The sequence below is a fragment of the Enterobacter cloacae complex sp. OE43NF genome (genome assembly GCF_023544405.1).
Classification (GTDB): Bacteria; Pseudomonadota; Gammaproteobacteria; order Enterobacterales; family Enterobacteriaceae; genus Enterobacter; species Enterobacter cloacae.
Genome location: NZ_JAMJFW010000004.1, coordinates 35,555 through 58,625 on the forward strand (window position 1 = coordinate 35,555; position 23,071 = coordinate 58,625).

The 23,071-nt window shown below is 56.6% G+C and carries 18 protein-coding genes and 1 CRISPR repeat array (1 of these 19 only partly in view); of the genes, 8 read left to right on the forward strand and 10 right to left on the reverse strand.

Translation table 11 applies throughout. The features are described from left to right. Nucleotides 1-95 precede the first annotated feature (95 nt). Nucleotides 96-1,937, forward strand: coding sequence for a glycoside hydrolase family 19 protein (locus M8370_RS03230; RefSeq protein ID WP_013097339.1), 1,842 nt, complete (start codon nt 96-98; stop codon nt 1,935-1,937). A 145-nt stretch (nt 1,938-2,082) separates the two neighbouring features. On the opposite strand, the gene M8370_RS03235 is transcribed toward M8370_RS03230, so the two are convergent. The 4 genes from M8370_RS03235 to poxB form a co-directional block, all read right to left on the reverse strand. Beyond that, nucleotides 2,083-3,096, reverse strand: coding sequence for a 3-beta-hydroxysteroid dehydrogenase (locus M8370_RS03235; RefSeq protein WP_045901416.1), 1,014 nt, complete (start codon nt 3,094-3,096; stop codon nt 2,083-2,085). A gap of 92 nt (nt 3,097-3,188) precedes the next feature. Beyond that, the gene (locus M8370_RS03240; protein WP_250020473.1) at nt 3,189-4,625 is read right to left on the reverse strand and encodes an SDR family oxidoreductase; all 1,437 of its coding nucleotides are present in this window, start codon (nt 4,623-4,625) and stop codon (nt 3,189-3,191) included. Nucleotides 4,626-4,635: 10 nt separating this feature from the next. Beyond that, nucleotides 4,636-5,637, reverse strand: a complete 1,002-nt coding sequence (ltaE, locus tag M8370_RS03245) for a low-specificity L-threonine aldolase (protein WP_020689923.1) — start codon at nt 5,635-5,637, stop codon at nt 4,636-4,638. A gap of 38 nt (nt 5,638-5,675) precedes the next feature. Beyond that, nucleotides 5,676-7,394: a ubiquinone-dependent pyruvate dehydrogenase gene (poxB, locus tag M8370_RS03250; RefSeq protein WP_250020474.1), complete on the reverse strand. Its 1,719-nt coding sequence runs from the start codon at nt 7,392-7,394 to the stop codon at nt 5,676-5,678. Between the two features lie 152 nt (nt 7,395-7,546). Here poxB and M8370_RS03255 point away from each other — a divergent pair, with 152 nt between their 5' ends. Continuing rightward, nucleotides 7,547-7,981 carry a DoxX family protein gene (locus M8370_RS03255; protein ID WP_029883004.1) on the forward strand — a complete coding sequence of 145 codons (435 nt, stop codon included), beginning with the start codon at nt 7,547-7,549 and terminating at the stop codon, nt 7,979-7,981. 59 nt (nt 7,982-8,040) lie between these two features. On the opposite strand, the gene hcr is transcribed toward M8370_RS03255, so the two are convergent. The 4 genes from hcr to aqpZ form a co-directional block, all read right to left on the reverse strand. After that, nucleotides 8,041-9,009, reverse strand: a complete 969-nt coding sequence (gene hcr, locus M8370_RS03260; RefSeq protein WP_058681022.1) for an NADH oxidoreductase — start codon at nt 9,007-9,009, stop codon at nt 8,041-8,043. 10 nt (nt 9,010-9,019) lie between these two features. Continuing rightward, a complete protein-coding gene (gene hcp / locus M8370_RS03265; protein WP_250020475.1) occupies nt 9,020-10,672 on the reverse strand; it encodes a hydroxylamine reductase in 1,653 nt (550 codons plus the stop codon). Nucleotides 10,673-10,816: 144 nt separating this feature from the next. After that, on the reverse strand, nt 10,817-11,716 hold the full coding sequence (locus tag M8370_RS03270; protein ID WP_250020476.1) for a LysO family transporter: 900 nt from the start codon (nt 11,714-11,716) through the stop codon (nt 10,817-10,819). A gap of 157 nt (nt 11,717-11,873) precedes the next feature. After that, nucleotides 11,874-12,569, reverse strand: coding sequence for an aquaporin Z (aqpZ, locus tag M8370_RS03275; RefSeq protein ID WP_013097330.1), 696 nt, complete (start codon nt 12,567-12,569; stop codon nt 11,874-11,876). Nucleotides 12,570-12,940: 371 nt separating this feature from the next. On the opposite strand from aqpZ, the gene M8370_RS03280 reads away from it, so the two are divergent. Further along, nucleotides 12,941-14,599: an ATP-dependent endonuclease gene (locus M8370_RS03280; protein ID WP_013097329.1), complete on the forward strand. Its 1,659-nt coding sequence runs from the start codon at nt 12,941-12,943 to the stop codon at nt 14,597-14,599. On the opposite strand, the gene M8370_RS03285 is transcribed toward M8370_RS03280, so the two are convergent. Then, the gene (locus tag M8370_RS03285; RefSeq protein ID WP_038419018.1) at nt 14,596-15,552 is read right to left on the reverse strand and encodes a VirK/YbjX family protein; all 957 of its coding nucleotides are present in this window, start codon (nt 15,550-15,552) and stop codon (nt 14,596-14,598) included. The genes M8370_RS03280 and M8370_RS03285 overlap by 4 nt on opposite strands. Nucleotides 15,553-15,711: 159 nt before the next feature. Here M8370_RS03285 and macA point away from each other — a divergent pair, with 159 nt between their 5' ends. Beyond that, nucleotides 15,712-16,827: a macrolide transporter subunit MacA gene (gene macA / locus M8370_RS03290; RefSeq protein ID WP_219246896.1), complete on the forward strand. Its 1,116-nt coding sequence runs from the start codon at nt 15,712-15,714 to the stop codon at nt 16,825-16,827. After that, entirely contained in the window at nt 16,824-18,764 is a 1,941-nt protein-coding gene (gene macB, locus M8370_RS03295) for a macrolide ABC transporter ATP-binding protein/permease MacB (RefSeq protein ID WP_250020477.1), read from the forward strand. Before macA ends, macB begins: the two co-directional genes overlap by 4 nt. Nucleotides 18,765-18,834: 70 nt before the next feature. Here the strand turns inward: macB and cspD are convergent, their stop codons facing one another. Continuing rightward, entirely contained in the window at nt 18,835-19,056 is a 222-nt protein-coding gene (gene cspD, locus M8370_RS03300) for a cold shock-like protein CspD (RefSeq protein WP_008499993.1), read from the reverse strand. A gap of 267 nt (nt 19,057-19,323) precedes the next feature. Here cspD and clpS point away from each other — a divergent pair, with 267 nt between their 5' ends. The 3 genes from clpS to M8370_RS03315 all read left to right on the forward strand — a co-directional run bounded on the left by clpS (nt 19,324) and on the right by M8370_RS03315 (nt 22,807). Beyond that, nucleotides 19,324-19,644 (forward strand): ATP-dependent Clp protease adapter ClpS, encoded by a 321-nt coding sequence (gene clpS / locus M8370_RS03305; RefSeq protein ID WP_006174393.1) that lies wholly within the window; start codon nt 19,324-19,326, stop codon nt 19,642-19,644. A gap of 27 nt (nt 19,645-19,671) precedes the next feature. After that, a complete protein-coding gene (clpA, locus tag M8370_RS03310) occupies nt 19,672-21,951 on the forward strand; it encodes an ATP-dependent Clp protease ATP-binding subunit ClpA (protein ID WP_023622164.1) in 2,280 nt (759 codons plus the stop codon). A gap of 415 nt (nt 21,952-22,366) precedes the next feature. Beyond that, nucleotides 22,367-22,807, forward strand: coding sequence for a hypothetical protein (locus M8370_RS03315; RefSeq protein ID WP_250020478.1), 441 nt, complete (start codon nt 22,367-22,369; stop codon nt 22,805-22,807). Nucleotides 22,808-22,983: 176 nt separating this feature from the next. Beyond that, nucleotides 22,984-23,071: a CRISPR direct-repeat array (repeat unit 28 nt) (it continues 543 nt past the right edge of the window).

Genomic DNA, 23,071 nt, shown 5'->3' on the forward strand with positions numbered 1-23,071 from the left:
AAATGAAAAGCAGCTGTCTGAAGTTTATTTATTAACGGATTAATAAATGAATTTAGATTTATTTAACTTTATCGAAATTAACAGGAATAACCGAGATGAATAAAAGGACATTACTGAGCGTGCTTATTGCCGGTGCCTGCGTAGCGCCGGTGATTGCTCAGGCCACCATGCTGAAGGCGGAAAGCAGTGTGCCTTACACCATGAAAGCCAGCGATTTGGCTAAAAAGGAAAAAGAGCTCACCGATTTCCCACTGATGAAATCCGTGAAGGATACCATCCGTACGCTGGACAACGCTCAGGTCGAGCAGATTGAGCCAGGCCGTGCAGCCAACCCGGTAAACGTGAAACGCGTTGAAGGGATCCTTAAAGAGAGCGACTGGGAATACCTGTTCCCGCTGCGCGCGAAGGATTACAGCTACAGTAACTTCCTGAAAGCCGTGGGTAAATTCCCGGCGCTGTGTGATACCTACAACGATGGCCGCGACAGCGAAGCTATCTGCCGTAAAGAGCTGGCAACCATGTTTGCTCACTTCGCACAGGAAACCGGCGGCCACGAAAGCTGGCGTCCGGAGCCGGAATGGCGTCAGGCACTGGTCTATGTGCGCGAGATGGGCTGGAGTGAAGGCCAGAAGGGCGGCTATAACGGGGAGTGTAACCCGGACGTCTGGCAGGGTCAGACCTGGCCGTGCGGTAAAGACAAAGATGGCGACTTCCTGAGCTACTTTGGCCGCGGCGCTAAGCAGTTGTCCTACAACTACAACTACGGTCCATTCTCTGAAGCAATGTACGGCGATGTCCGCACACTGCTCGACAAACCTGAGCTGGTGGCCGACACCTGGCTGAACCTGGCGAGCGCCATCTTCTTCTTCGCCTATCCACAGCCGCCAAAACCAAGCATGCTTCAGGTTATCGACGGCACCTGGCAGCCGAACGACCACGATAAAGCCAACGGCCTTGTCCCTGGCTTTGGCGTGACCACCCAGATCATCAACGGCGGCGTAGAGTGCGGTGGCCCGACTGAAATTGCTCAGTCTCAGAACCGTATCAAATACTACAAAGAGTTCGCTAACTACCTGAAAGTCCCTGTACCGGCTGACGAAGTGCTTGGCTGTGCCAACATGAAGCAGTTCGATGAAGGTGGCGCAGGCGCCCTGAAGATCTACTGGGAACAGGACTGGGGATGGAGCGCGGATACCCCAGATGGCAAGACCTACGCTTGCCAGCTGGTGGGTTACCAGACGCCATTCAGCGCGTTCAAAGACGGCGACTACACCAAGTGTGTACAGAAGTTCTTTAACGTGAACATCGTTAACGACGACGGTTCCGCGGTCGTGCCGGATGAAACACCGGCTCCTGCTCCAGCCCCGTCTGAAGATGAGACGCCAGCGCCGACACCAACACCGGATGAAACCCCGGCACCTGTGCCAGACGACATCCCGGCGGTGGTAAACCATGCGCCTGTAGCGCAGATTGCCGGTCCGATCGGTGCGGTTGAAGCCGGTGCGCAGGTCTCCCTGAGCGCAGAAGGCTCTACCGACGAAGATGGCAACAAGCTGACCTACACCTGGCGTTCCCAGGACGGCCAGACCGTTACCGGCGACGATAAAGCGGTAGTGACCTTCAACGCGCCTGAAGCCGCGACGGCGCAGCAGTATGAAATCAGCCTGACCGTCAGCGACGGCGAGCTGAGCAGCACCACCACATACCTGCTGAACGTAAAAGCCAAAGCAGCCACCCCGTCTCAGGACGAAGGCACTTCCGGCTCTTACCCGGCGTGGAGCGCGAACAGCAAGTACAGCGCAGGCGATATCGTGAACAACCACGGTAAACTGTTCCAGTGCAAACCGTTCCCGTACAGCGGCTGGTGTAACAATGCACCAATGTACTATGAACCAGGCGCAGGTCTGGCATGGTCTGAGGCCTGGACGGCATTATAAACAGCAAACGGCAACCGAAAGGTTGCCGTTTTAGTCTTTACTCCCTCTCCCTGTGGGAGAGGGCTGGGGTGAGGGCATCAGGCCGCAGAGTTCTGTTTTTTGCCGGGTGGCGCTGCGCTTACCCGGCCTACATCGGGCAGGGCGCTTACCTGTGCAACTTCCCATGGTCCCGCAGCCACGCCGCGGTGCGCACAATCCCTTCATCCAGGGTCACAATCGGCTTATACCCCAGCTCATTCTCCGCACGCGAAATATCCAGCGTGAAATCAAAATTCAGCTTCGACACGCCGTAATGCGTCAGCGCAGGCTCTTTGGCGGTTTTGCTGCCAAAACGCTCCATGCTGCGGGCAATCATATCCAGCATAGGATAAGGCACCGAGCGAATGCGGCAGTCGATGTGCAGCTCGTCGATCAGGCGCTGCACAATGGTGCGAAGGCGGCAGGGTTCGCCGTTGGTAATGTTATAGGCGCGACCGGACGTCAGTTTATCGCTGTCTGGCTGGCTCGCCAGCCACATGGCGTACACGGCATTTTCGTAGTAAGTCATGTCCACCAGCGCATCACCGCCGCGCGGCAGCAGCACGCTGCCGTAGTGGTGCATCATCTGCGCCAGGCGTGGAATAAACACTTTATCGTGCGGTCCGAAAAGACTTTGCGGACGCAGGATCGTAAAGCGCGTATGCGGGTTCGACTGCGCCAGCAGGTCGATCACCTCTTCGCTGGCCGCCTTGCTGCGGGCAAACTCACAGGCAAAACGGGCCGGACGGAACGTTTCCTGGATATCCCTGTGGTGGTGATAGTCGAAGTAGAGCGACGGAGAGGAGATATGAATAAAGTTACGCACGCCCCAGGCAACGGCCCACTCGCCCAGACGGCGCGTGGCGCGCACGTTGGCCAGATCAAAGGCTTCCTGGGTTCCCCATGGAGAGGTAAAACTGGAGCAGTGCCACAGGGTGTCGATTCCGGCGAGCATCACTTTCGCCTGAGAGGAGACCAGCTCCGTCAGGTCGGCATGGACAAACTCTGCGCCCATTTTTTGCAGCAGCTTACCCATCGCCTCGTTGCGACCGGTAGCCCTGACGCTAATGCCTTTGTTGCGCAGAAATTCGACCGCATTTCGGCCTAAGCCGCTGGTCGCCCCGGTAACCAGTACCTTCATAACAATCCACTGTGTTGAAAAGAATTTCGTGCGCATTCTTTCGTGAATTACGGCGGGTTGCAATGGGAAAGGTGAAAGAAAGCGAGTTTTATTTAGTTCTTTTCCGTTTTTTGTTCTGCCAGTTGCGCAATCCGTTTTGCCATCCCGCGGAAGATAAACAGATGTGCGGGGATCATCAGTAACCAGTAGAACAGACCGGGCATCCCATGTGGGTGCCACCAGGCGCGGACGTCCAGTTCACGGCAATCGCCTTTGTCTTTCAGCGTGAAGCAGAGCCGTCCCAGCCCTGGCGCTTTCATGCCGAACAGCAGCGCCAGCTGTTTTTCCGGTTCGACGATGATGACTTTCCAGCTGTCGACCGTATCACCCACTTTGAGGTACGGCTGCGCAGGGCGGCCTTTCGCCAGCCGGTGGCCCACCAGCAGATCCATCGCTCCGCGTGTCTGCCAGAGAATATTGCCGAAGAAATAACGCTCTTTGCCGCCGATCTGGTTCACCACCTCCCACAGCGATGCCAGGCTGGCCGAGGTTTTCACCGTGCAGCCCGCCTGTTTCGGATAATAACCGTACTCCGGCCGCCAGCGGGCAAACGCCTGCGCGTCGTAGCCCCAGTCGCTGGAGTTCACCAGCTTCTCTTCTTCTTTCAGGGTATGGCGTACCGCGTCGTCAAAACGGATCAGCGTCTGCGGAATTAATGCGCGCAGTTCGCCATCGTCCGCCAGCAGATCGTGCTTCAGCCCCTGGATCAGCGCTTTCGCTGTCGTCGGCGGCACCGAGGTAATAACGTTTAAAAACCACACGGAGATCCAGCGGGTCGGGAAGGGAACGGGGATGAGCCAGCGTCGGCGGCCGCTGACGCGCATAAAATGCTCGAACTGTTCCTGATAGCTCAACACCTCCGGCCCCGCGGCCTCAAGCACGCGGTGCCGTTCGGCGGGATGGTCCAGCAGTGCCACCAGGTAATGCAGCAGGTTTTCCAGGGCAATCGGTGTGGTGCGCGACCGCACCCAGCGCGGTGGGGTGAGCACCGGCAGGTTGTAGACCATATCGCGCATCACTTCGAAGGCGGCAGAGCCCGCGCCGACGATGATCCCCGCCCGCAGTTCGGTAACGGGGATATCCGCACTGCGCAAGGTGTCCGCGGTAAGCTGACGGGCGCGCAGGTGGTCGGACTGCTCATTTTCGGGCGCCTGGAGCGAGCTTAAAAAAATCACCTGCTTAACCGGCGTTTGCCGCAGGGCATCGCGGACGTTCAGGGCCACCTGACGTTCGTGGGCGATAAAATCGCCGCCTTCGCCCATGCTGTGCACCAGGTAATACAGCGTGTCGACCCCTTCCAGCAGCGCGGGCAGCGACTCAGGCCAGTTAAGGTCGACGTTGTGGCAGGTGACGCCAGGCAGGTTTAGTTTTTGCAGGCGTTCCGTGTTGCGTGCCGCCGCCAGCACCTGATGCCCCTGCTGGCTTAACGCCGTGGTCAGATGCTGACCGATATACCCGCTGGCACCGAGCACCAGAATACGTTGCGGCACGTTCTGCTCCTTAACGCTGTAAAAACGCCTGCCAGTGTTTCACAACGTCCAACAGCTGCTCGCGGCTGACGTCGAGATGCATCACCAGACGCACAACGGGTGACGCGTTGATCAGTACGCCACGCGCTTTCATGAACTCCCCAAGCGCAGCGGCGTGCTCATCACCCACCCGAACAAACAGCATGTTGGTGTCGTGTCGCATCACGTCGGCGCCAATTTCACGCAGTTGCCCGGCCATCCACGCGGCGTTGTCGTGATCGTCCTGCAGGCGTGCCACGTTGTTTTTAAGGGCATACAGACCCGCTGCGGCCAGAATACCGGCCTGGCGCATGCCGCCACCGGTCATCTTGCGCCAGCGGTTGGCGCGTTTGATGTAGTCCGCATCGCCCACCAGCAGAGAACCCACGGGGGTGCCCAGCCCTTTTGAGAGGCAGATGGTGAACGAGTCACAATACTGCGTAATCTCGTTCAGCTCGCAGCCGTAGGCTACCACGGCGTTAAAGATTCGTGCGCCGTCCACGTGCAGGCCGAGCCTGCGCTCGCGGGTAAATTCCCACGCCGCTTTGAGGTACTCGCGCGGCAGGACTTTGCCGTTGTGGGTGTTTTCAAGGCTGAGTAATTTGGTGCGGGCGAAGTGGATGTCGTCGGCTTTGATTTTTGCGGCGACCTTGTCGAGCGGGAGAGTGCCGTCCGGTGCGGCGTCGATCGGCTGCGGCTGAATGCTGCCGAGCACCGCCGCGCCGCCCGCTTCGTACAGGTAGTTATGCGCTCCCTGGCCGACGATGTACTCTTCACCGCGTTCGCAGTGGCTGAGCAGCGCCACCAGGTTGGCTTGCGTTCCGGTGGGCAGGAACAGGGCGGCCTCTTTACCGCTGAGTTCTGCGGCATAGCGCTGCAGTTCGTTGACCGTTGGATCGTCACCGTAGACGTCGTCCCCGACCGGGGCGGCCATCATCTCTTCGAGCATGGCGCGACTCGGACGGGTAACGGTATCACTGCGTAAATCAATCATTTCACATCCCTTTATTTTAAGAGGTCATGCGAAATGTTTTACCTGAGCCAGTTAGTTTTTGCCAGTTCGATCACTTCATCGCCGCGGCCGCTGATGATCGCCCGCAGCATGTAGAGGCTGAAGCCTTTGGCCTGCTCCAGCTTGATCTGCGGCGGGATGGCCAGCTCCTCTTTGGCGACCACCACATCCACCAGCACCGGGCCGTCGATGGAAAACGCCCGTTGCAGAGCTTCATCCACCTCGGAGGCTTTCTCCACGCGGATACCGGTTATGCCGCAGGCTTCGGCAATGCGGGCAAAGTTGGTGTCGTGCAGCTCGGTGCCGTCCGTCAGATAGCCCCCGGCCTTCATCTCCATCGCCACAAAGCCCAGCACGCTGTTATTGAAGACCACGATTTTCAGCGGCAGCTTCATCTGCACCACCGACAGGAAATCGCCCATCAGCATGCTGAATCCGCCGTCACCGCACATCGCCACCACCTGACGCTCCGGGGCGGTGGCTTTGGCACCCAGCGCCTGCGGCATGGCGTTGGCCATTGAGCCGTGGTTGAACGAGCCGAGCAGGCGGCGTTTGCCGTTCATCTTCAGGTAGCGTGCCGCCCAGACGGTTGGCGTGCCGACGTCACAGGTAAAGATGGCATCGTCGTCCGCGAAGTGGCTGATCTGCTGCGCGAGATACTGCGGGTGGATCGCTTTGTCGCTCGGTTTGGCGAGTTCGTCCAGCCCCTTACGCGCATCGCGGTAATCGCTCAGGGCTTTGTCGAGGAATTTACGATCCGTTTTCTCTTCCAGCAGCGGCAGCAGGGCGGCAAGGGTGGATTTAATGTCGCCCACCAGCGCCATATCGACCTTGCTGTGTGCACCGATGCTGGCCGGGTTAATATCGATCTGAATGATTTTGGCATCCGTCGGGTAGAACGCGCGATAGGGGAACTGGGTACCGAGCAGGATCAGCGTGTCGGCATTCATCATGGTATGGAAGCCGGACGAAAAACCGATCAGCCCGGTCATGCCCACGTCGTAAGGGTTATCGTACTCAACGTGCTCTTTGCCGCGCAGGGCATGAACAATTGGGGCTTTTAGCTTACCTGCAAATTCAAGGAGTTCCTTGTGCGCGCCAGCACAGCCGCTGCCGCACATCAGGGCGATATTGCTGGCGTAACGCAGCAGTTGCGCCAGTTTTTTCAGCTCCTCTTCAGCTGGGGTAACGACCGGCTGGGGGGCGTGATACCAGTGGGTGCTGGCCCCTTCGGGCGCAGCCTTGAGCGCCACATCCCCCGGGATCACGACCACAGAAACACCGCGGTTCAGCACCGCCTTGCGCATGGCTATCGCCAGAACCTGCGGGATCTGCTCCGGCGAGGACACCAGCTCGCAATAGTGGCTGCATTCACGGAACAGCTCCTGCGGATGCGTCTCCTGAAAATAGCCACTGCCGATTTCAGATGAGGGAATATGGGCGGCAATCGCCAGCACCGGCACGTGATTGCGGTGACAGTCGAACAGCCTGTTAATCAGATGCAGGTTCCCTGGGCCACACGATCCGGCGCAGACGGCCAGCTCCCCGGTGAGCTGTGCTTCGGCCCCGGCGGCAAAGGCGGCGACCTCCTCATGACGGGTCGGCATCCATTCAATGGTTTTCATCTTGTTGAGGCTGTCGCTCAGCCCGTTCAGTGAATCGCCGGTTACGCCCCAGATACGTTTTACACCTGCCTGTTCAAGGGTCTTCGCTATGTATGCAGCCACGGTTTGTTTCATGGTTGTCCGTCTCCTTTTTGTGATATCGCTTACAAGCTTAGAAGAAAGTCACTGTATTGCCTGCACAATACCCCTCATTTCAGGGTGGTTTTCACCGGCAATGATTCGGCATAATCTGGCGACGGATTGGGTGAAAACGGGAATCATTTCAGATGGTTAAATCATTGTTAATTGCTGTAAACGAAAAGCTAACGTGCGACGATCTCGGCAAACTCTTGTTACGACTTGCCGTCGGTGGGCTGATGTTGTTTCACGGATTACACAAGTTATTTGGCGGTGTGGGCTTCATCAGCGGCCTGCTGGTGGAAAAAGGGCTGCCGGGGTTTATTGCTTACGGCGTATTGATTGGCGAAGTGGTGGCACCGATCCTGATCATTGTCGGCCTCTTTACGCGCCCGGCGGCGCTGGTGCTGGCGTTTACCATGATTGTGGCATGGCTGATGGTGGGCACGGGCAAAACCTTTGCACTCGATGCCGTCGGTGCGTGGGCCATTGAGAGCCTGGTGTATTTCTTTATCGGCTCGCTGGCGGTGGCGTTTTTAGGGGCAGGGCGGTACGCGGTAGGGAAAGGTCCTGCGTGGCGATAGGGCAAAAAAAAGCCCGGTGGCGCTGGCGCTTACCGGGCCTACAATGACACGTTTAATGATTACGCGAGCACAAGATCGCCCTGCGGATGACATGAGCACGCCAGCACATAACCTTCAGCAATTTCTGCATCGGTCAGCGTCATGGTGCTGGTCACGCTGTACTCCCCGGAGACTACCTTCGTTTTACAGCATCCGCATACGCCCGCGCGACAGGCAGCCACCACCGGCACCTTATTGCTTTCCAGCGCCTCCAGCAGCGTGGTGCCGACGCGGCCAAAGAAGGTTTGCGCCGGTTGCAGTTTGGTGAACTGAATCCCGCTGGTTGCCGCCTCCGCCACCGGCGTGAAGAACTGCTCTTTGAAGAAGCGGGTTACGCCCAGGGCTTTCACTTCCTGTTCCACAATCTCCATATACGGTGCCGGGCCGCAGGTCATCACCGTACGGTTCGCTATATCGGGCACGCGTTGCAGCAGCTCGCGGCTCAGACGTCCCTCGACAAAACCGTGCGTCGCGTTGTGCTCTGCCACCAGCGTCACCGGGTAGTTGTGCCACTCATCGGCAAAGATCACATCGTCCGGCGAGCGCACGCTGTAGATCACCTGCACGTCGGCCTGAGGGCGGTTTTTGGCCAGCCAGCGACGCATTGACATGATCGGCGTGACGCCACAGCCTGCGGCCAGCAGCAGGAATTTATCTTCGCTTTTGTCGTCACAGGTAAATTCCCCCTGAGCGTCAGACAGCCAGATGTAATCCCCGCGCTTGACGTCGCGCGTGAGCCACTGCGAGCCTGCACCGTCATCGATGCGGCGGATAGTGAGCGTAATGTATTCGCTCACGCCCGGCGTCGAGGAGATCGTATAGGCGCGCAATGTGTCCGCCGCGTTGCGGACACTGACCAGCGCATACTGACCGGCACGATACGGGTAGTAGTCATGGCACAGCAGCGACAGCGTCCACACATCCGGCGTCTCCTGATGGATGTGATGAACCTGCATCCGCCACGGGCACTGAGAGGTTGGCATGGTCATGAAATACTCCTTACGCGCTCAGCAGTTGCTGCATATCTTCTTCTACGGTGGTCACGGAACGCAGACCGAATTTCTCGTTCAGCACGGCCAGCAGGTCCGGCGTCAGGAAGCCTGGCGCGGTTGGGCCGGTGACGATATTGGTTACGCCCAGAGAGAGCAGGGTCAGCAGGATCACAATCGCTTTCTGCTCGAACCAGGAGAGCACCAGCGACAGCGGCAGATCGTTCACGCCGCAGCCCAGTTTCTCCGCCAGCGTGACCGCCAGAATGATGGCTGAATAGGCATCGTTACACTGACCAGCATCCACCAGACGCGGCAGCCCTTCAATGTTGCCGAAGTCCAGCTTGTTGAAACGGTATTTACCGCAGGCCAGCGTCAGGATCAGGCAATCTTCCGGCACGCGGGTGGCGAAATCGGTGAAGTAGTTACGCTCACTGCGCGCGCCGTCACAGCCGCCAATCAGGAAGATGTGGCGCAGTTTTTCACGGCTGACGAGGTCAATCAGCGAATCTGCGGCGCCGAGCAGCGTTTCGCGGCCAAAGCCAACGGTGATGAGGTGCGGAATTTCGCTGTACGGGAAGCCTGCCATCTGCTGCGCCTGGGCGATCACCGGACCGAAATCGTCACCTTCAAGGTGGCTCACGCCCGGCCAGCCGACGATGCTGCGGGTCCAGATGCGGTCATCATACGCGCCGACGGTCGGGTCGATGATGCAGTTAGAGGTCATCACAATCGGGCCCGGGAAGCGGGCGAACTCAACCTGCTGATTCTGCCAGCCGCTGCCGTAGTTCCCGATCAGATGTTTGAATTTACGCAGTTCCGGGTAGCCGTGTGCGGGCAGCATTTCGCCGTGGGTATAGACGTTAACGCCGGTGCCTTCGGTCTGCTTCAGCAGGTTGTAGAGATCTTTCAGGTCGTGGCCGGAGATGAGAATACATTTGCCTTCGGTCGCTTTCACATTGACCTGCGTTGGCGTTGGATGACCGTAGGTGCTGGTTTCACCGGCATCCAGAATGCTCATCACTTTGAAGTTCATCTGGCCGATTTCCATAGAGCACTCAAGCAGCGCATTCATATCGGCAGGCCAGGTGCCCAGCCACGCCATGATTTTGTGGTACTGCGCGTAGATGTCGTTATCGTACTGGCCAAGCACGTGCGCGTGCTCCATATAGGCTGCGGCACCTTTCAGGCCGTACAGGCACAGCAGGCGCAGGCCGAGAATGTTCTCGCCAATCGCGGCTTTGTCTTTGTTCGGGGTAAATTCTGCGGCCTGACGCTGTAATTCGCCCAGGTCGTCACTCACCAGCTGCAGTTCTGACATCGGGTTGTCCACGCGGGCGCTGGCATCGGCATTCAGGCACTGCGCTTTCAGCGCTTCGCGCAGGGCAATCGCTTCACGGGCGTACCCGACAATGCGCGGCGAATCAAAGTTAACGTTAGTCAGCGTGGAGAAAAAGGCGCGCGGCGCAAAGCTGTCTACGTAGTGGTCGACAATACCGTACTCGCGGGCTTTGAATGCCCAGGCGGAAAGCCCCTGCAGGGCAGCAATCAGCAGATCCTGCAGGTCTGATGTTTCTGCGGTTTTACCGCACATACCCTGCGCGTAAGAACAGCCATTGCCTGCCGGGGTACGGATAGTTTGTTCACATTGCACACAAAACATAATCACACCTGTTAAAGTTATATTTGATATACATGTTTAAGGTTATGCCTGTGTCCGGGCGGTGAAAAGGGCTTTTTTTGACAAAGTAGAGGGAGATTGATTTAGCGCAATTTTGGCGGCAGGAACCCTACCGCCAGAGAGGTATCAGGCGGAGAAAAAGGCCATCAGAACAGGCACCAGCAGGCTCAGAATAAAGCCGTGTACGATGGCGGCGGGCACCATTTCCAGCCCGCCAGAGCGTTGTATTACCGGCAGGGTAAAGTCCATAGACGTCGCCCCGCTCAGACCCAGCGCGGTAGAGCGGCTGCGGCGAACCAGACCCGGGATCAGCATGATGGCGATTAACTCCCGCGCCAGGTCGTTAAAGAAGGCGGCGCTGCCAATAACAGGGCCAAACGACTCGGTTAGCAGAATACCGGAGAGGGAATACCAGCCAAATCCGGAGGCCATGGCCAGGCCGGTTTTGAGCGGCAGGTCGAGAATCAAGGCGTTAATGACGCCTGCTACCATTGAACTGGCGACCACAATAACGGCAACAATCATTCCCCGACGATTCAGGACAATCTGTTTCAGGGTCATGCCATTATTGCGTAACTGGATACCAATAAGGAACAGCAGGAAGATCAGGGTATATTCGCTGGCTTCGGTGGCGTGCTGCAAAAAAGGCCATCCGGTGAGCCCAAGGACAAAACCGAGCACCACGACGCCGCACAGTTTTAATGATTCCAGCGCCATCGCAATTCGGGAAGGCAGTTTTTCCTGATGGTGATGATTTTTCCACGGAATAGTGCGCTCAAGCCAGAATAAGGCGGCGATATTGCAGAGCAAAATAACCACAACTGTGACCGCAGAATAATGCAGGATGGAAAGCAGATTGGTCGCCAGGTTATCCAGAAAGGCCAGGCTAATCCCCATAAAGAACAGAATGACGTAAACAATCCAGCTGAGAAAACGGTTGATAAGCCGTAATGCCGATGCCTGATGCAGCGGGATAAGATAGCCCACAATCAGGGGCAGCAGAATAATGAGGAGTCCTGAGAACATGAACAACCGGTCCTTGTGAGTAGCTGTTGAGCGCCAGAGACACTACCCAATAAAGGCTGTTCAGTAAAGCGGCAAAAGAAAGCCGGGTGGCGGCTGCGCCTTACCCGGCCTGTTGCCCTCACACTGGCCCTCTCCCACAGGGAGAGGGAGGGAAAGATTAATCGCGTTTTTCCAGCAGGGTGCGATACAGCACGCCGCCCAGAATACCGCCGACGATCGGCATTACCCAGAACAGCCACAGCTGCTCAAGTGCCCAACCGCCCTGGAAGATGGCGACGGCGGTGCTGCGCGCCGGGTTCACCGAGGTGTTGGTCACCGGAATGGAGATCAGGTGAATAAGCGTCAGTGCCAGACCAATGGCGATAGGCGCGAAGCCCGCAGGGGCGTATTTGTCGGTCGCGCCGTGGATCACCAGCAGGAAGCCGGCGGTCAGTACAATTTCAATCACAATGGCAGAGAGCATAGAGTAGCCGCCAGGCGAGTGCTCACCGAAGCCGTTGGAAGCAAAACCGCTGGCTGCGGCGTCAAAGCCGGCTTTACCGCTGGCAATCACGTACAGCACCGCGGCAGCAATAATACCGCCCACAACCTGAGCGACAATATAGCCAATGACCTCTTTAGCCGGGAAGCGACCACCAGCCCATAAGCCTAATGTCACGGCCGGGTTAAAATGACCACCGGAAATATGTCCCACGGCGAAGGCCATGGTTAATACCGTTAAACCAAATGCCAGCGCGACGCCGACAAAACCAATGCCGAGTTCCGGAAATGCTGCTGCCAGAACGGCACTACCGCAGCCACCAAACACCAGCCAGAATGTACCAAAGCATTCTGCTGCTAATTTTCTGAACATAACCACCTCAATTAACTACCGCACGCTTTCCCGCGCGCGGGATATATCGCCATAAAGGGATGACGACTCAAAGAGCCATTATTTTAGAAACCAACAACACCCCTTCGCCACTTAAATAAATTCGGATAATTTGATTTAAGGCAATGTGATGTCAATCCTTGTTCAAACTGGAGGTGAATAGATCATAGTCCAATTTGCGGGCGATAGTTTGTGGTGCTATTGAGACTATTTCAAATGAAACCTTGCACGTAAATTCTGAATTTTTCGTGCTGAGACAAAATAATCAGGAGGCCTGACAGTGTTCTGCGCGGCATCCTGCCGCTATACTGCTGATAACTTAAAGGAAAAAGTGATCATTTCTCGGGGGATGTATGCTTCTCGAACGTGTGGAAATTGTCGGGTTTCGCGGTATAAACCGTCTGTCACTCCAGCTGGAGCAGAATAACGTCCTCATCGGCGAGAACGCCTGGGGTAAGTCCAGTCTGCTGGACGCGCTGACGCTGCTGCTTTCGCCCGAGGGCGATTTGTATCACTTCGTTCATGATGATTTCTGGTTTCCGCCCGGCGATGTCAACGGCCGTGAGAAGCATCTCCATATCATTCTGACGTTCCGCGAATCCGAGCCGGGGCGTCACCGGGTGCGTCGCTTCCGCCCGATGTCACCGTGCTGGGTTCAGAGCGACGATGGCTTCCACCGTATTTTTTATCGTCTGGAAGGCGAGATGTCAGAGAATGAAGGGGTGCTGACCCTGCGTGAATTTCTCGACCAGAAAGGCAACCCCATACCGCTGGACAATATCGACGAGCTGGCCCGGCATCTGATTCGTTTGATGCCGGTGCTACGCTTGCGCGATGCGCGTTTTATGCGGCGTATCCGTAACGGTACCGTGCCGCATATGCCGGAAGTAGAAGTCACCGCCCGCGAGCTTGATTTCCTGGCACGCGAGCTGGTTTCGCGTCCGCAAAATCTCACCGATGGGCAAATCCGCCAGGGGCTCTCTGCCATGGTGCAACTGCTGGAGCACTATTTTTCCGAGCAGGGGACCTCGCAGTCGCGCCATCGTCTGATGCGCCGTCGATCCCATGATGAGCAACGAAGCTGGCGCTATCTCGATATCATTAACCGGATGATCGACCGGCCCGGCGGACGCACTCATCGGGTGATTTTGCTGGGGCTGTTTTCCACTCTTCTGCAGGCCAAGGGAACCGTTCGTCTGGATCGCGATGCGCGTCCGCTGCTGCTGGTGGAAGATCCGGAAACACGTCTGCACCCCATCATGCTCTCCGTTGCCTGGCACCTGTTGAATCTGCTGCCGCTTCAGCGCATTACCACCACCAATTCCGGCGAGTTGTTGTCGCTGACGCCGGTCGAGTATGTTTGCCGCCTGGTGCGTGAATCATCGCGCGTTTCTGCTTACCGGCTGGGGCCGGGAGGGATGAATGCCGAGGATGGTCGCCGTATTGCGTTTCATATCCGCTTTAATCGCGCCTCGTCGCTTTTTGCCCGCTGCTGGCTTCTGGTGGAGGGGGAAACCGAGACCTGGGTCATCAACGAGCTGGCGCGCCAGTGCGGCCACCATTTTGATGCGGAGGGGATTAAGGTCATCGAGTTTGCGCAGTCAGGGTTAAAGCCGCTGATCAAATTCGCCCGGCGGATGGGCATAGAATGGCACGTGCTGGTCGACGGCGATGAGGCGGGTAAAAAATACGCATCCACCGTGCGCAGCCTGTTGAACGATGAGCGAGAAGAAGAGCGGGATCATTTAACCATGCTGCCTGCCATGGACATGGAGCACTTTATGTACCGCCAGGGGTTCGATGACGTGTTCCACAGGATAGCGATGGTGCCGGTCGATGTGCCGATGAACATGCGGCGCGTGATCGCCAAAGCGATCCACCGCTCTTCAAAACCGGATTTAGCCATTGAAGTGGCAACAGAAGCAGGGCGGAGAGGGATCGAATCGGTGCCTACTCTGCTGCGTAAAATGTTCTCCCGCGTCCTGTGGCTGGCACGCGGGAAAGCCGATTAACGTCGGGTTGCCTGGGTGACCTGCTCCGTCAGGCTATCCAGCAGCTCATAGCGGCGGCGATATTCCGCGCGTTTTTTACTGGCAATCTCTTCCATGGACTTACGCGGCATGGCAAGCGGCAGTTCAAAGTTACCGTTATCCTGTTTGTGTCCGCCGAGGGAGATCCAGAAGCTGTCGTAATCCGCCAGCAGTTTCCCCTCTTTTTTCTTGCGATATCGCCAGCTGCGATAGATGTGGGTGGCATTACTCACCGCTACAATCTGCTCCACCGGAAAGGCGCTGCCGAGCGTCATGACAGCTTCAACCAGCAGTCGTTTCGGGAAAAGGCCATGGCACGCCTTGGTTGCCTTCTGGATCAGCTCATGCGGAACGTGGGCTTTCGCCCCCTGCAGACCGCCGATAAAGAGTGTGCTTTTGCCTTCAAACGGGCACAGCGTAAACGTTATTTCCGCCAGCACGGTATCCTGATGGTCACTGAAAAAGAGGGTAGCTTCTCCCTCTTTATCCAGGAACGCATCGGCGCACAACCGAACGGTAAACTGCTGTTCATCCTTACCGGTTAAGGTCAGGAGCGTCACGCCCTGCTTAGAAAGATAGCCTTTGAGCAGCGCGGCCGGCAGGTGGTGACTCATGGTCTGGTAGTGCCAGTTCAGGGCTTCCAGCGCATGCGGGCGATCCATATTCACGGTCAGCCAAGGGCGATGCAGGCGACAGGGCAGGCCAGGCTGGACCTGCAGCATTTGCATCAAACGGGGCTGCTTTGCCAGGCTTGAGAGCAGACGTGCGGTGCTGAGCGGCGTGGCCAGCGTGCGAAGCGCAAACTTACGTCGATAGGCGGGATTTTGCCATGCCAGGCCCGGCGTAATGGTGCCAGTGACCAGGCTTTTAAACAGCTGCCAGCCGGATTTAGGCTGCGACAGAGTGGAATACGGTGTATCGACGATGGAAGACATGTGAGATCCTGCTTCTTATGGAATGGCGTTATTTCAGCAGGCCCTTTGTCAACGTTGTGTCAACAAATCCAGGCATTTCCTGAATTCAGGGGTTTCGTTGAGGAGTGGTTTAGATAAAATCGACGTTGATGTAAGCCAGAATAATTATTTGGAATATTTATGAACCTTAAGGGAAAACGCAGAAAGTGGTTTCTGCTGCTGGCGATAGTGGTGATAGCGGCCGGATACTGGTTATGGCAAGTGCTCAACGCGCCGGTTCCGCAGTATCAAACGCTGATCGTCCGTCCGGGTGAATTGCAGCAAAACGTGCTGGCGACCGGCAAACTTGATGCGCTGCGCAAGGTTGACGTGGGCGCACAGGTTAGCGGGCAGTTAAAAACGCTGTCCGTTGAGATTGGCGATAAGGTGAAAAAGGGGCAGCTGCTCGGCGTTATCGACCCGGAACAGGCTGAAAACCAGATCCGGGAAGTGGAAGCCACGCTGATGGAGCTGCGCGCGCAGCGTGCGCAGGCGCTGGCGGAGCGTAATCTTGCCCAGGTGACCCTGACGCGTCAGCAGGCGCTGGCCAAAACGCAGGCGATCTCGAAACAGGATCTCGACACGGCCGCCACCGAACTGGCGGTGAAACAGGCGCAGATTGGCACCATTGACGCGCAAATCAAGCGCAACCAGGCCTCGCTGGATACGGCGAAAACCAACCTCGATTATACGAAGATTATGGCGCCCATGGCCGGGGAAGTGACCCAGATCACCACGCTTCAGGGTCAGACGGTGATTGCCGCCCAACAGGCGCCGAACATTCTGACGCTGGCGGACATGAGCACTATGCTAGTGAAAGCGCAGGTTTCCGAGGCGGATGTTATCCATCTTAAGCCGGGGCAGAACGCCTGGTTTACCGTACTGGGCGATCCGCAGACGCGCTATGAAGGCGTGCTGAAGGACATTCTGCCTACGCCGGAAAAAGTGAACGATGCGATCTTCTACTATGCCCGTTTTGAAGTCCCCAACCCGCAGGGCGTGCTGCGTCTGGATATGACCGCGCAGGTCCATATTCAGCTGACCGGCGTCAAAAACGTGCTGACCGTTCCGCTCTCTGCGCTGGGGGAATCCGCCGGGGATAACCGCTATAAGGTGAAGGTGTTACGCAACGGCGAGACGCGCGAGCGTGAAGTGGTGATTGGCGCACGCAACGATACTGACGTGGTGGTGGTGAAAGGGCTGGAAGAGGGTGACGAGGTAGTCACCAGCGAAACCCTGCCCGGAGCGGCGAAATGACGGCGTTGCTTGAGCTGACTGATATTCGTCGCAGCTATCCGTCGGGCGATGGTCCGGTGGAGGTGCTGAAGGGCATCTCCCTGCGCGTGGAAGCGGGCGAGATGGTGGCGATTGTCGGCGCGTCGGGGTCCGGTAAATCGACGCTGATGAACATTCTTGGCTGTCTGGATAAACCGACCAGTGGCACCTACCGCGTGGCCGGAACGGACGTTTCCACTCTGGACGGCGACGCGCTGGCAAAGCTGCGTCGGGAACACTTCGGCTTTATCTTTCAGCGTTACCATCTGCTCTCTCACCTGAGTGCGGCGCAGAACGTGGAGGTCCCGGCGGTCTATGCAGGTGTGGAGCGCAAGAAACGCCTTGCGCGGGCGCAGGCGCTGTTAACGCGTCTTGGCCTGGCGGAGCGGGTAGAGTATCAGCCCTCACAGCTTTCTGGCGGTCAGCAGCAGCGCGTGAGTATTGCCCGTGCGCTGATGAACGGCGGGCAGGTGATCCTGGCCGATGAACCCACCGGAGCGCTCGACAGCCATTCCGGTGAAGAGGTGATGGCGATCCTCCATCAGCTTCGCGATCAGGGGCACACGGTCATTATCGTGACTCACGATCCGCAGGTGGCGGCGCAGGCTGAACGCATTATCGAGATCCACGACGGCGAGCTGGTGAGCAACCCGCCGCCGCGTGCGTCCAGAGCGGACGCGCCAAAAGAAGCCTTGCCTGCTGCAACCGGCTGGGGACAGTTTTCCAGCGGCTTTCGCGAGGCGCTGACCATGGCCTGGCTGGCGATGGCGGCCAATAAAATGCGCACCCTGCTGACCATGCTTGGGATCATCATCGGTATTGCATCGGTGGTGTCGATTGTGGTGGTGGGCGATGCAGCCAAACAGCTGGTGCTGGCGGATATTCGCGCTATCGGGACCAACACCATTGACGTCTATCCCGGGAAAGACTTTGGTGATGACGAACCGCAGTATCAGCAGGCGTTGAAATACGACGACCTGGCGGCCATTCAGAAACAGCCGTGGGTCAATTCGGCGACGCCTGCCGTGTCGCAAAACCTTCGCCTGCGCGTGGGTAACGTGGACGTTGCTGCCAGCGCAAATGGCGTCAGCGGAGATTATTTCAACGTCTACGGCATGACCTTCAGCGAAGGGGCGACCTTCAACGCCGAACAGCTGGCGGGCAGGGCGCAGGTGGTGGTACTGGATGCGAACTCGCGCAGACAGCTCTTCCCCAATAAAACCAACGTCGTGGGCGAAGTGATCCTCGTAGGGAACATGCCAGCCACCGTGATTGGCGTGGCGGAAGAGAAGCAGTCCATGTTTGGCAGCAGCAAGATCCTGCGGGTCTGGCTACCGTACAGCACCATTTCCGGGCGGATTATGGGGCAGTCATGGCTGAACTCCATCACCGTGCGCGTGAAGGAGGGTTATGACAGCGCGCTGGCCGAACAGCAGCTTGAGCGGCTGTTAACCCTGCGTCACGGGAAGAAGGATTTCTTCACCTGGAATATGGACGGCCTCTTGAAAACGGCGGAAAAGACCACACGTACTCTTCAGCTGTTCCTCACGCTGGTGGCGGTGATTTCGCTGGTCGTTGGCGGTATCGGGGTAATGAATATCATGCTGGTCTCGGTGACGGAACGTACCCGGGAAATTGGTATTCGCATGGCGGTCGGGGCCAGAGCCAGCGACGTGCTGCAGCAATTTTTGATTGAAGCGGTGCTGGTGTGTCTGGTGGGCGGCGCCATGGGGATTGCGCTGTCGATGATGATCGCTTTTGCCCTGCAGATTTTCTTACCCGGCTGGGAGATTGGGTTTTCACCGGTGGCCATTCTTACCGCATTTTTATGCTCGACCTTTACCGGCATCTTGTTTGGCTGGCTGCCGGCCCGCAACGCGGCGCGGCTGGATCCGGTGGATGCGCTGGCTCGGGAATAACCCGAAAATAAAAATGCCAGCCGATCGGGCTGGCATTTTGACTGCGGGATGTACACAATAAAACAGAGAGCTAAGCAACCGTTTCTGCTTCAATCGGTACGATAAGGCTTGCGTGATTGCCTTTGGGTCCCTGATGTACATCGAACCGGACGGACTGCCCGGCTTTGAGCGTTCTGTAACCATCCATCTGAATGGTGGAATAGTGAGCGAATATATCCTCGCCGCCGCCTTCGGGGCAGATGAAGCCAAACCCTTTGGCGTTGTTGAACCACTTAACAGTACCCATTTCCATGCTTCGACATCCTTCGTAAATCTTATAAGTTAAGATGGAATGAACCGGTGGTGGAGTGGGGGCTGTTCAAAACCTCGCCATCTCACGCTTGTACAATTTAGAGAATCGAAAGACATCGTCAAGCGTTTGGCGCTGGAGATGGGACAATAATCAACCAAAGTTTGAAGCAGTTAACGCTATTGCAACAGTTTGTGACAGACATCGCGGATGACAGTAATAGATGATTGTTATCTAACATCTGAGGTAGATTCAAAGTGGTTATGCAAAATGGGTAAGACCAACGACTGGCTGGATTTTGACCAGCTGGCGGAAGACAAAGTGCGTGACGCGCTAAAACCGCCATCTATGTATAAAGTTATGTTAATGAACGATGATTACACGCCGATGGAATTTGTTATTGACGTGCTACAAAAGTTCTTTTCTTATGATGTAGAACGTGCAACGCAACTGATGCTTACCGTTCATTATCGTGGCAAAGCTATCTGCGGCATCTTTACCGCCGAGGTGGCAGAAACCAAAGTGGCGATGGTGAACGACTATGCGAGGGAGAACGAGCATCCGTTGCTGTGTACGCTGGAAAAGGCCTGATAAGGCATAAAATTGGGGGAGGTGCCTATGCTCAATCAAGAACTGGAACTCAGTTTAAATATGGCTTTCGCCAGAGCGCGTGAGCACCGACATGAGTTTATGACCGTCGAGCATTTACTGCTCGCACTGCTTAGCAACCCATCTGCCCGCGAAGCGCTGGAAGCCTGCTCCGTGGATCTGGTGGCGCTACGTCAGGAACTCGAAGCCTTCATCGAACAAACGACACCGGTGCTGCCAGCCAGTGAAGAAGAGCGCGACACACAGCCGACGCTCAGCTTTCAGCGTGTGCTGCAGCGCGCGGTATTCCACGTCCAGTCTTCCGGACGTAGCGAAGTGACGGGCGCAAACGTCCTGGTCGCCATCTTCAGCGAGCAGGAGTCACAGGCTGCCTACCTGCTGCGCAAACACGAAGTCAGCCGACTCGATGTGGTTAACTTTATTTCCCACGGCACGCGCAAAGACGAGCCTAACCAGGCATCGGATCCCAGCAATCAGGTCAATAACAATGAAGAGCAAGCAGGCGGGGAGGATCGTATGGAAAACTTCACCACCAACCTTAATCAGCTTGCTCGCGTTGGCGGTATCGACCCGCTGATTGGTCGCGATAAAGAGCTGGAGCGCGCGATTCAGGTGCTGTGCCGTCGCCGCAAAAATAACCCGCTGCTGGTGGGGGAATCGGGCGTGGGTAAAACCGCGATTGCCGAAGGTCTCGCCTGGCGCATTGTGCAGGGCGACGTACCGGAAGTAATTGCCGATTGCACCATCTACTCGCTGGATATCGGCTCTTTGCTGGCGGGCACCAAATACCGTGGTGATTTTGAAAAACGCTTCAAGGCGCTGTTAAAACAGCTGGAGCAGGATACCAACAGCATCCTGTTTATCGATGAAATTCATACCATCATCGGTGCGGGTGCCGCTTCGGGTGGGCAGGTGGACGCCGCTAACCTGATCAAACCGCTGCTCTCCAGCGGCAAGATCCGTGTGATTGGCTCGACCACTTACCAGGAGTTCAGCAACATCTTTGAGAAGGATCGTGCCCTGGCACGTCGCTTCCAGAAAATCGATGTCACTGAACCGTCCGTCGAGGAAACGGTGCAGATCATCAACGGCCTGAAACCGAAGTATGAAGCGCACCACGACGTGCGTTACACCGCGAAAGCGGTGCGTGCTGCGGTGGAGCTGGCGGTGAAATACATCAACGATCGCCATTTGCCGGATAAGGCGATTGACGTGATTGACGAGGCAGGGGCGCGTGCGCGTCTGATGCCAGCCAGCAAGCGTAAGAAAACCGTCAACGTGGCGGATATTGAGTCCGTAGTGGCTCGTATCGCGCGCATTCCTGAGAAGAGCGTTTCTCAGAGCGATCGCGACACGCTGCGTACCCTTGGCAATCGTCTGAAGATGCTGGTCTTTGGTCAGGATAAAGCCATTGAGGCCTTAACCGAAGCGATCAAGATGGCCCGTGCCGGACTTGGGCATGAGCATAAGCCTGTCGGTTCGTTCCTGTTCGCCGGTCCAACCGGTGTCGGGAAAACCGAAGTAACGGTGCAGCTCTCCAAAGCGCTGGGCATTGAACTGCTGCGCTTTGATATGTCCGAGTATATGGAGCGTCACACCGTCAGCCGCTTGATTGGTGCGCCTCCGGGATACGTGGGCTTTGACCAGGGCGGTCTGCTCACCGACGCGGTGATCAAGCATCCACATGCGGTACTGCTGCTCGATGAAATCGAGAAAGCGCACCCGGACGTGTTCAACATCCTGCTGCAGGTGATGGACAACGGGACGCTGACCGACAACAACGGGCGCAAGGCGGACTTCCGTAACGTGGTGCTGGTGATGACCACCAACGCCGGTGTCCGTGAAACCGAGCGTAAATCCATCGGCCTGATCCACCAGGATAACAGCACCGATGCGATGGAGGAGATCAAGAAGATCTTCACGCCGGAGTTCCGCAACCGTCTGGACAACATTATCTGGTTCGATCACCTGTCTACCGAGGTGATCCATCAGGTGGTGGACAAGTTCATCGTCGAGCTGCAGGTTCAGCTTGATCAGAAAGGCGTGTCGCTGGAAGTGAGCCAGGAGGCCCGCAACTGGCTGGCTGAGAAAGGCTACGACCGTGCAATGGGTGCCCGTCCGATGGCGCGTGTGATTCAGGACAACCTGAAGAAACCGCTGGCGAACGAACTGCTGTTTGGCTCGCTGGTGGACGGCGGCCAGGTGACAGTGGCACTGGATCAGGCGAAGAACGAACTGACGTACGATTTCCAGAGTGCGGCGAAGCACAAGCCGGAAGCGGCTCACTGACTTCTTACGTAGGTCTAAAAACCGGGCAATAGCCCGGTTTTTTTATGCCTGCTTTTCTCCCTCTCCCGGTGGGAGAGGGGCGGGGTGAGGGCAACAGCCTGCAGAGGAATTTTGCGAGGCGCTTTCCAGATTCTTTCGAAGTCAGTTGCTGGATAAATCCACAGTAATAAAATGGCGGCGCACCTGCAAAATCAGGTGTCAGGATTGGCGTCCTGAAAGTGTGTGAGCAGCAGTGATGCTGCAGGCTTCGTTCGCCCTATGGAAAGGGGTATAATCTGCATCTGGCGGGCGAATCGGAAGCTTCTTTTGAAGCGCCAGTAGCACACACACTGGTACGCCAATTCCTTTTCGTCCGCCGCCAGCGAATTGGCGTTTCCTGCGGTGGTAAATTCAAAGTGTGTGAAGGAATTACCCAATGAATACAGAAAACAATTTCGCCCATTTATACAGTGAACTCTCCCTCAGCCCCGATCTCCCAACCCTCGCCAAACGCTGCACACTGCTCACCGAAATCCTCCTCGATTGCAAATCCCTCCCACAAACGCAGCCCGTATGCCGCTGTCTCGGAGCCTGGCTGGAAGAAGTGAAAACCGGCCTCACAGAATCAATGCGTGATTTTCAGGTAGTGGAATTTGAGGACGACGCGGAGCAACCGCGACAAAAAGAGTGGTTGCTGGAGGATACCGAAACGAAATGCGACTACTGCCGGGCGTTAAACCATGTGCTGCTGGTGTCGCATGTTGACCGCGATATATTGCCACACCTGACGGGACTGCTTCATGACATTACGCATTCAATGGCGGCAGATGTCTTTGCACCTCAACCTTCAGAAAAGTTAATGCTCATTATTTCCTGAGTGCGAGCTGAGGAATCGAGAAAGATCCTCTGATGCCAATGGTTTAACCCTTTTTTTTGATGTGTACGTAACTCATTGATTTATATGGTGCGGATTTACGTTTCTGAAAAAAGGGTTTTATGCGTAAAAGTTGATTATTTTCTTTTCTAACAATAAGATGGCGTTGTTTCCTTTCAGTTCACTGCCGTACAGGCAGCTTAGAAATTCAGGGCGCTCAGAGCGCTAAGACGCTCGCAGTTCACTGCCGTACAGGCAGCTTAGAAA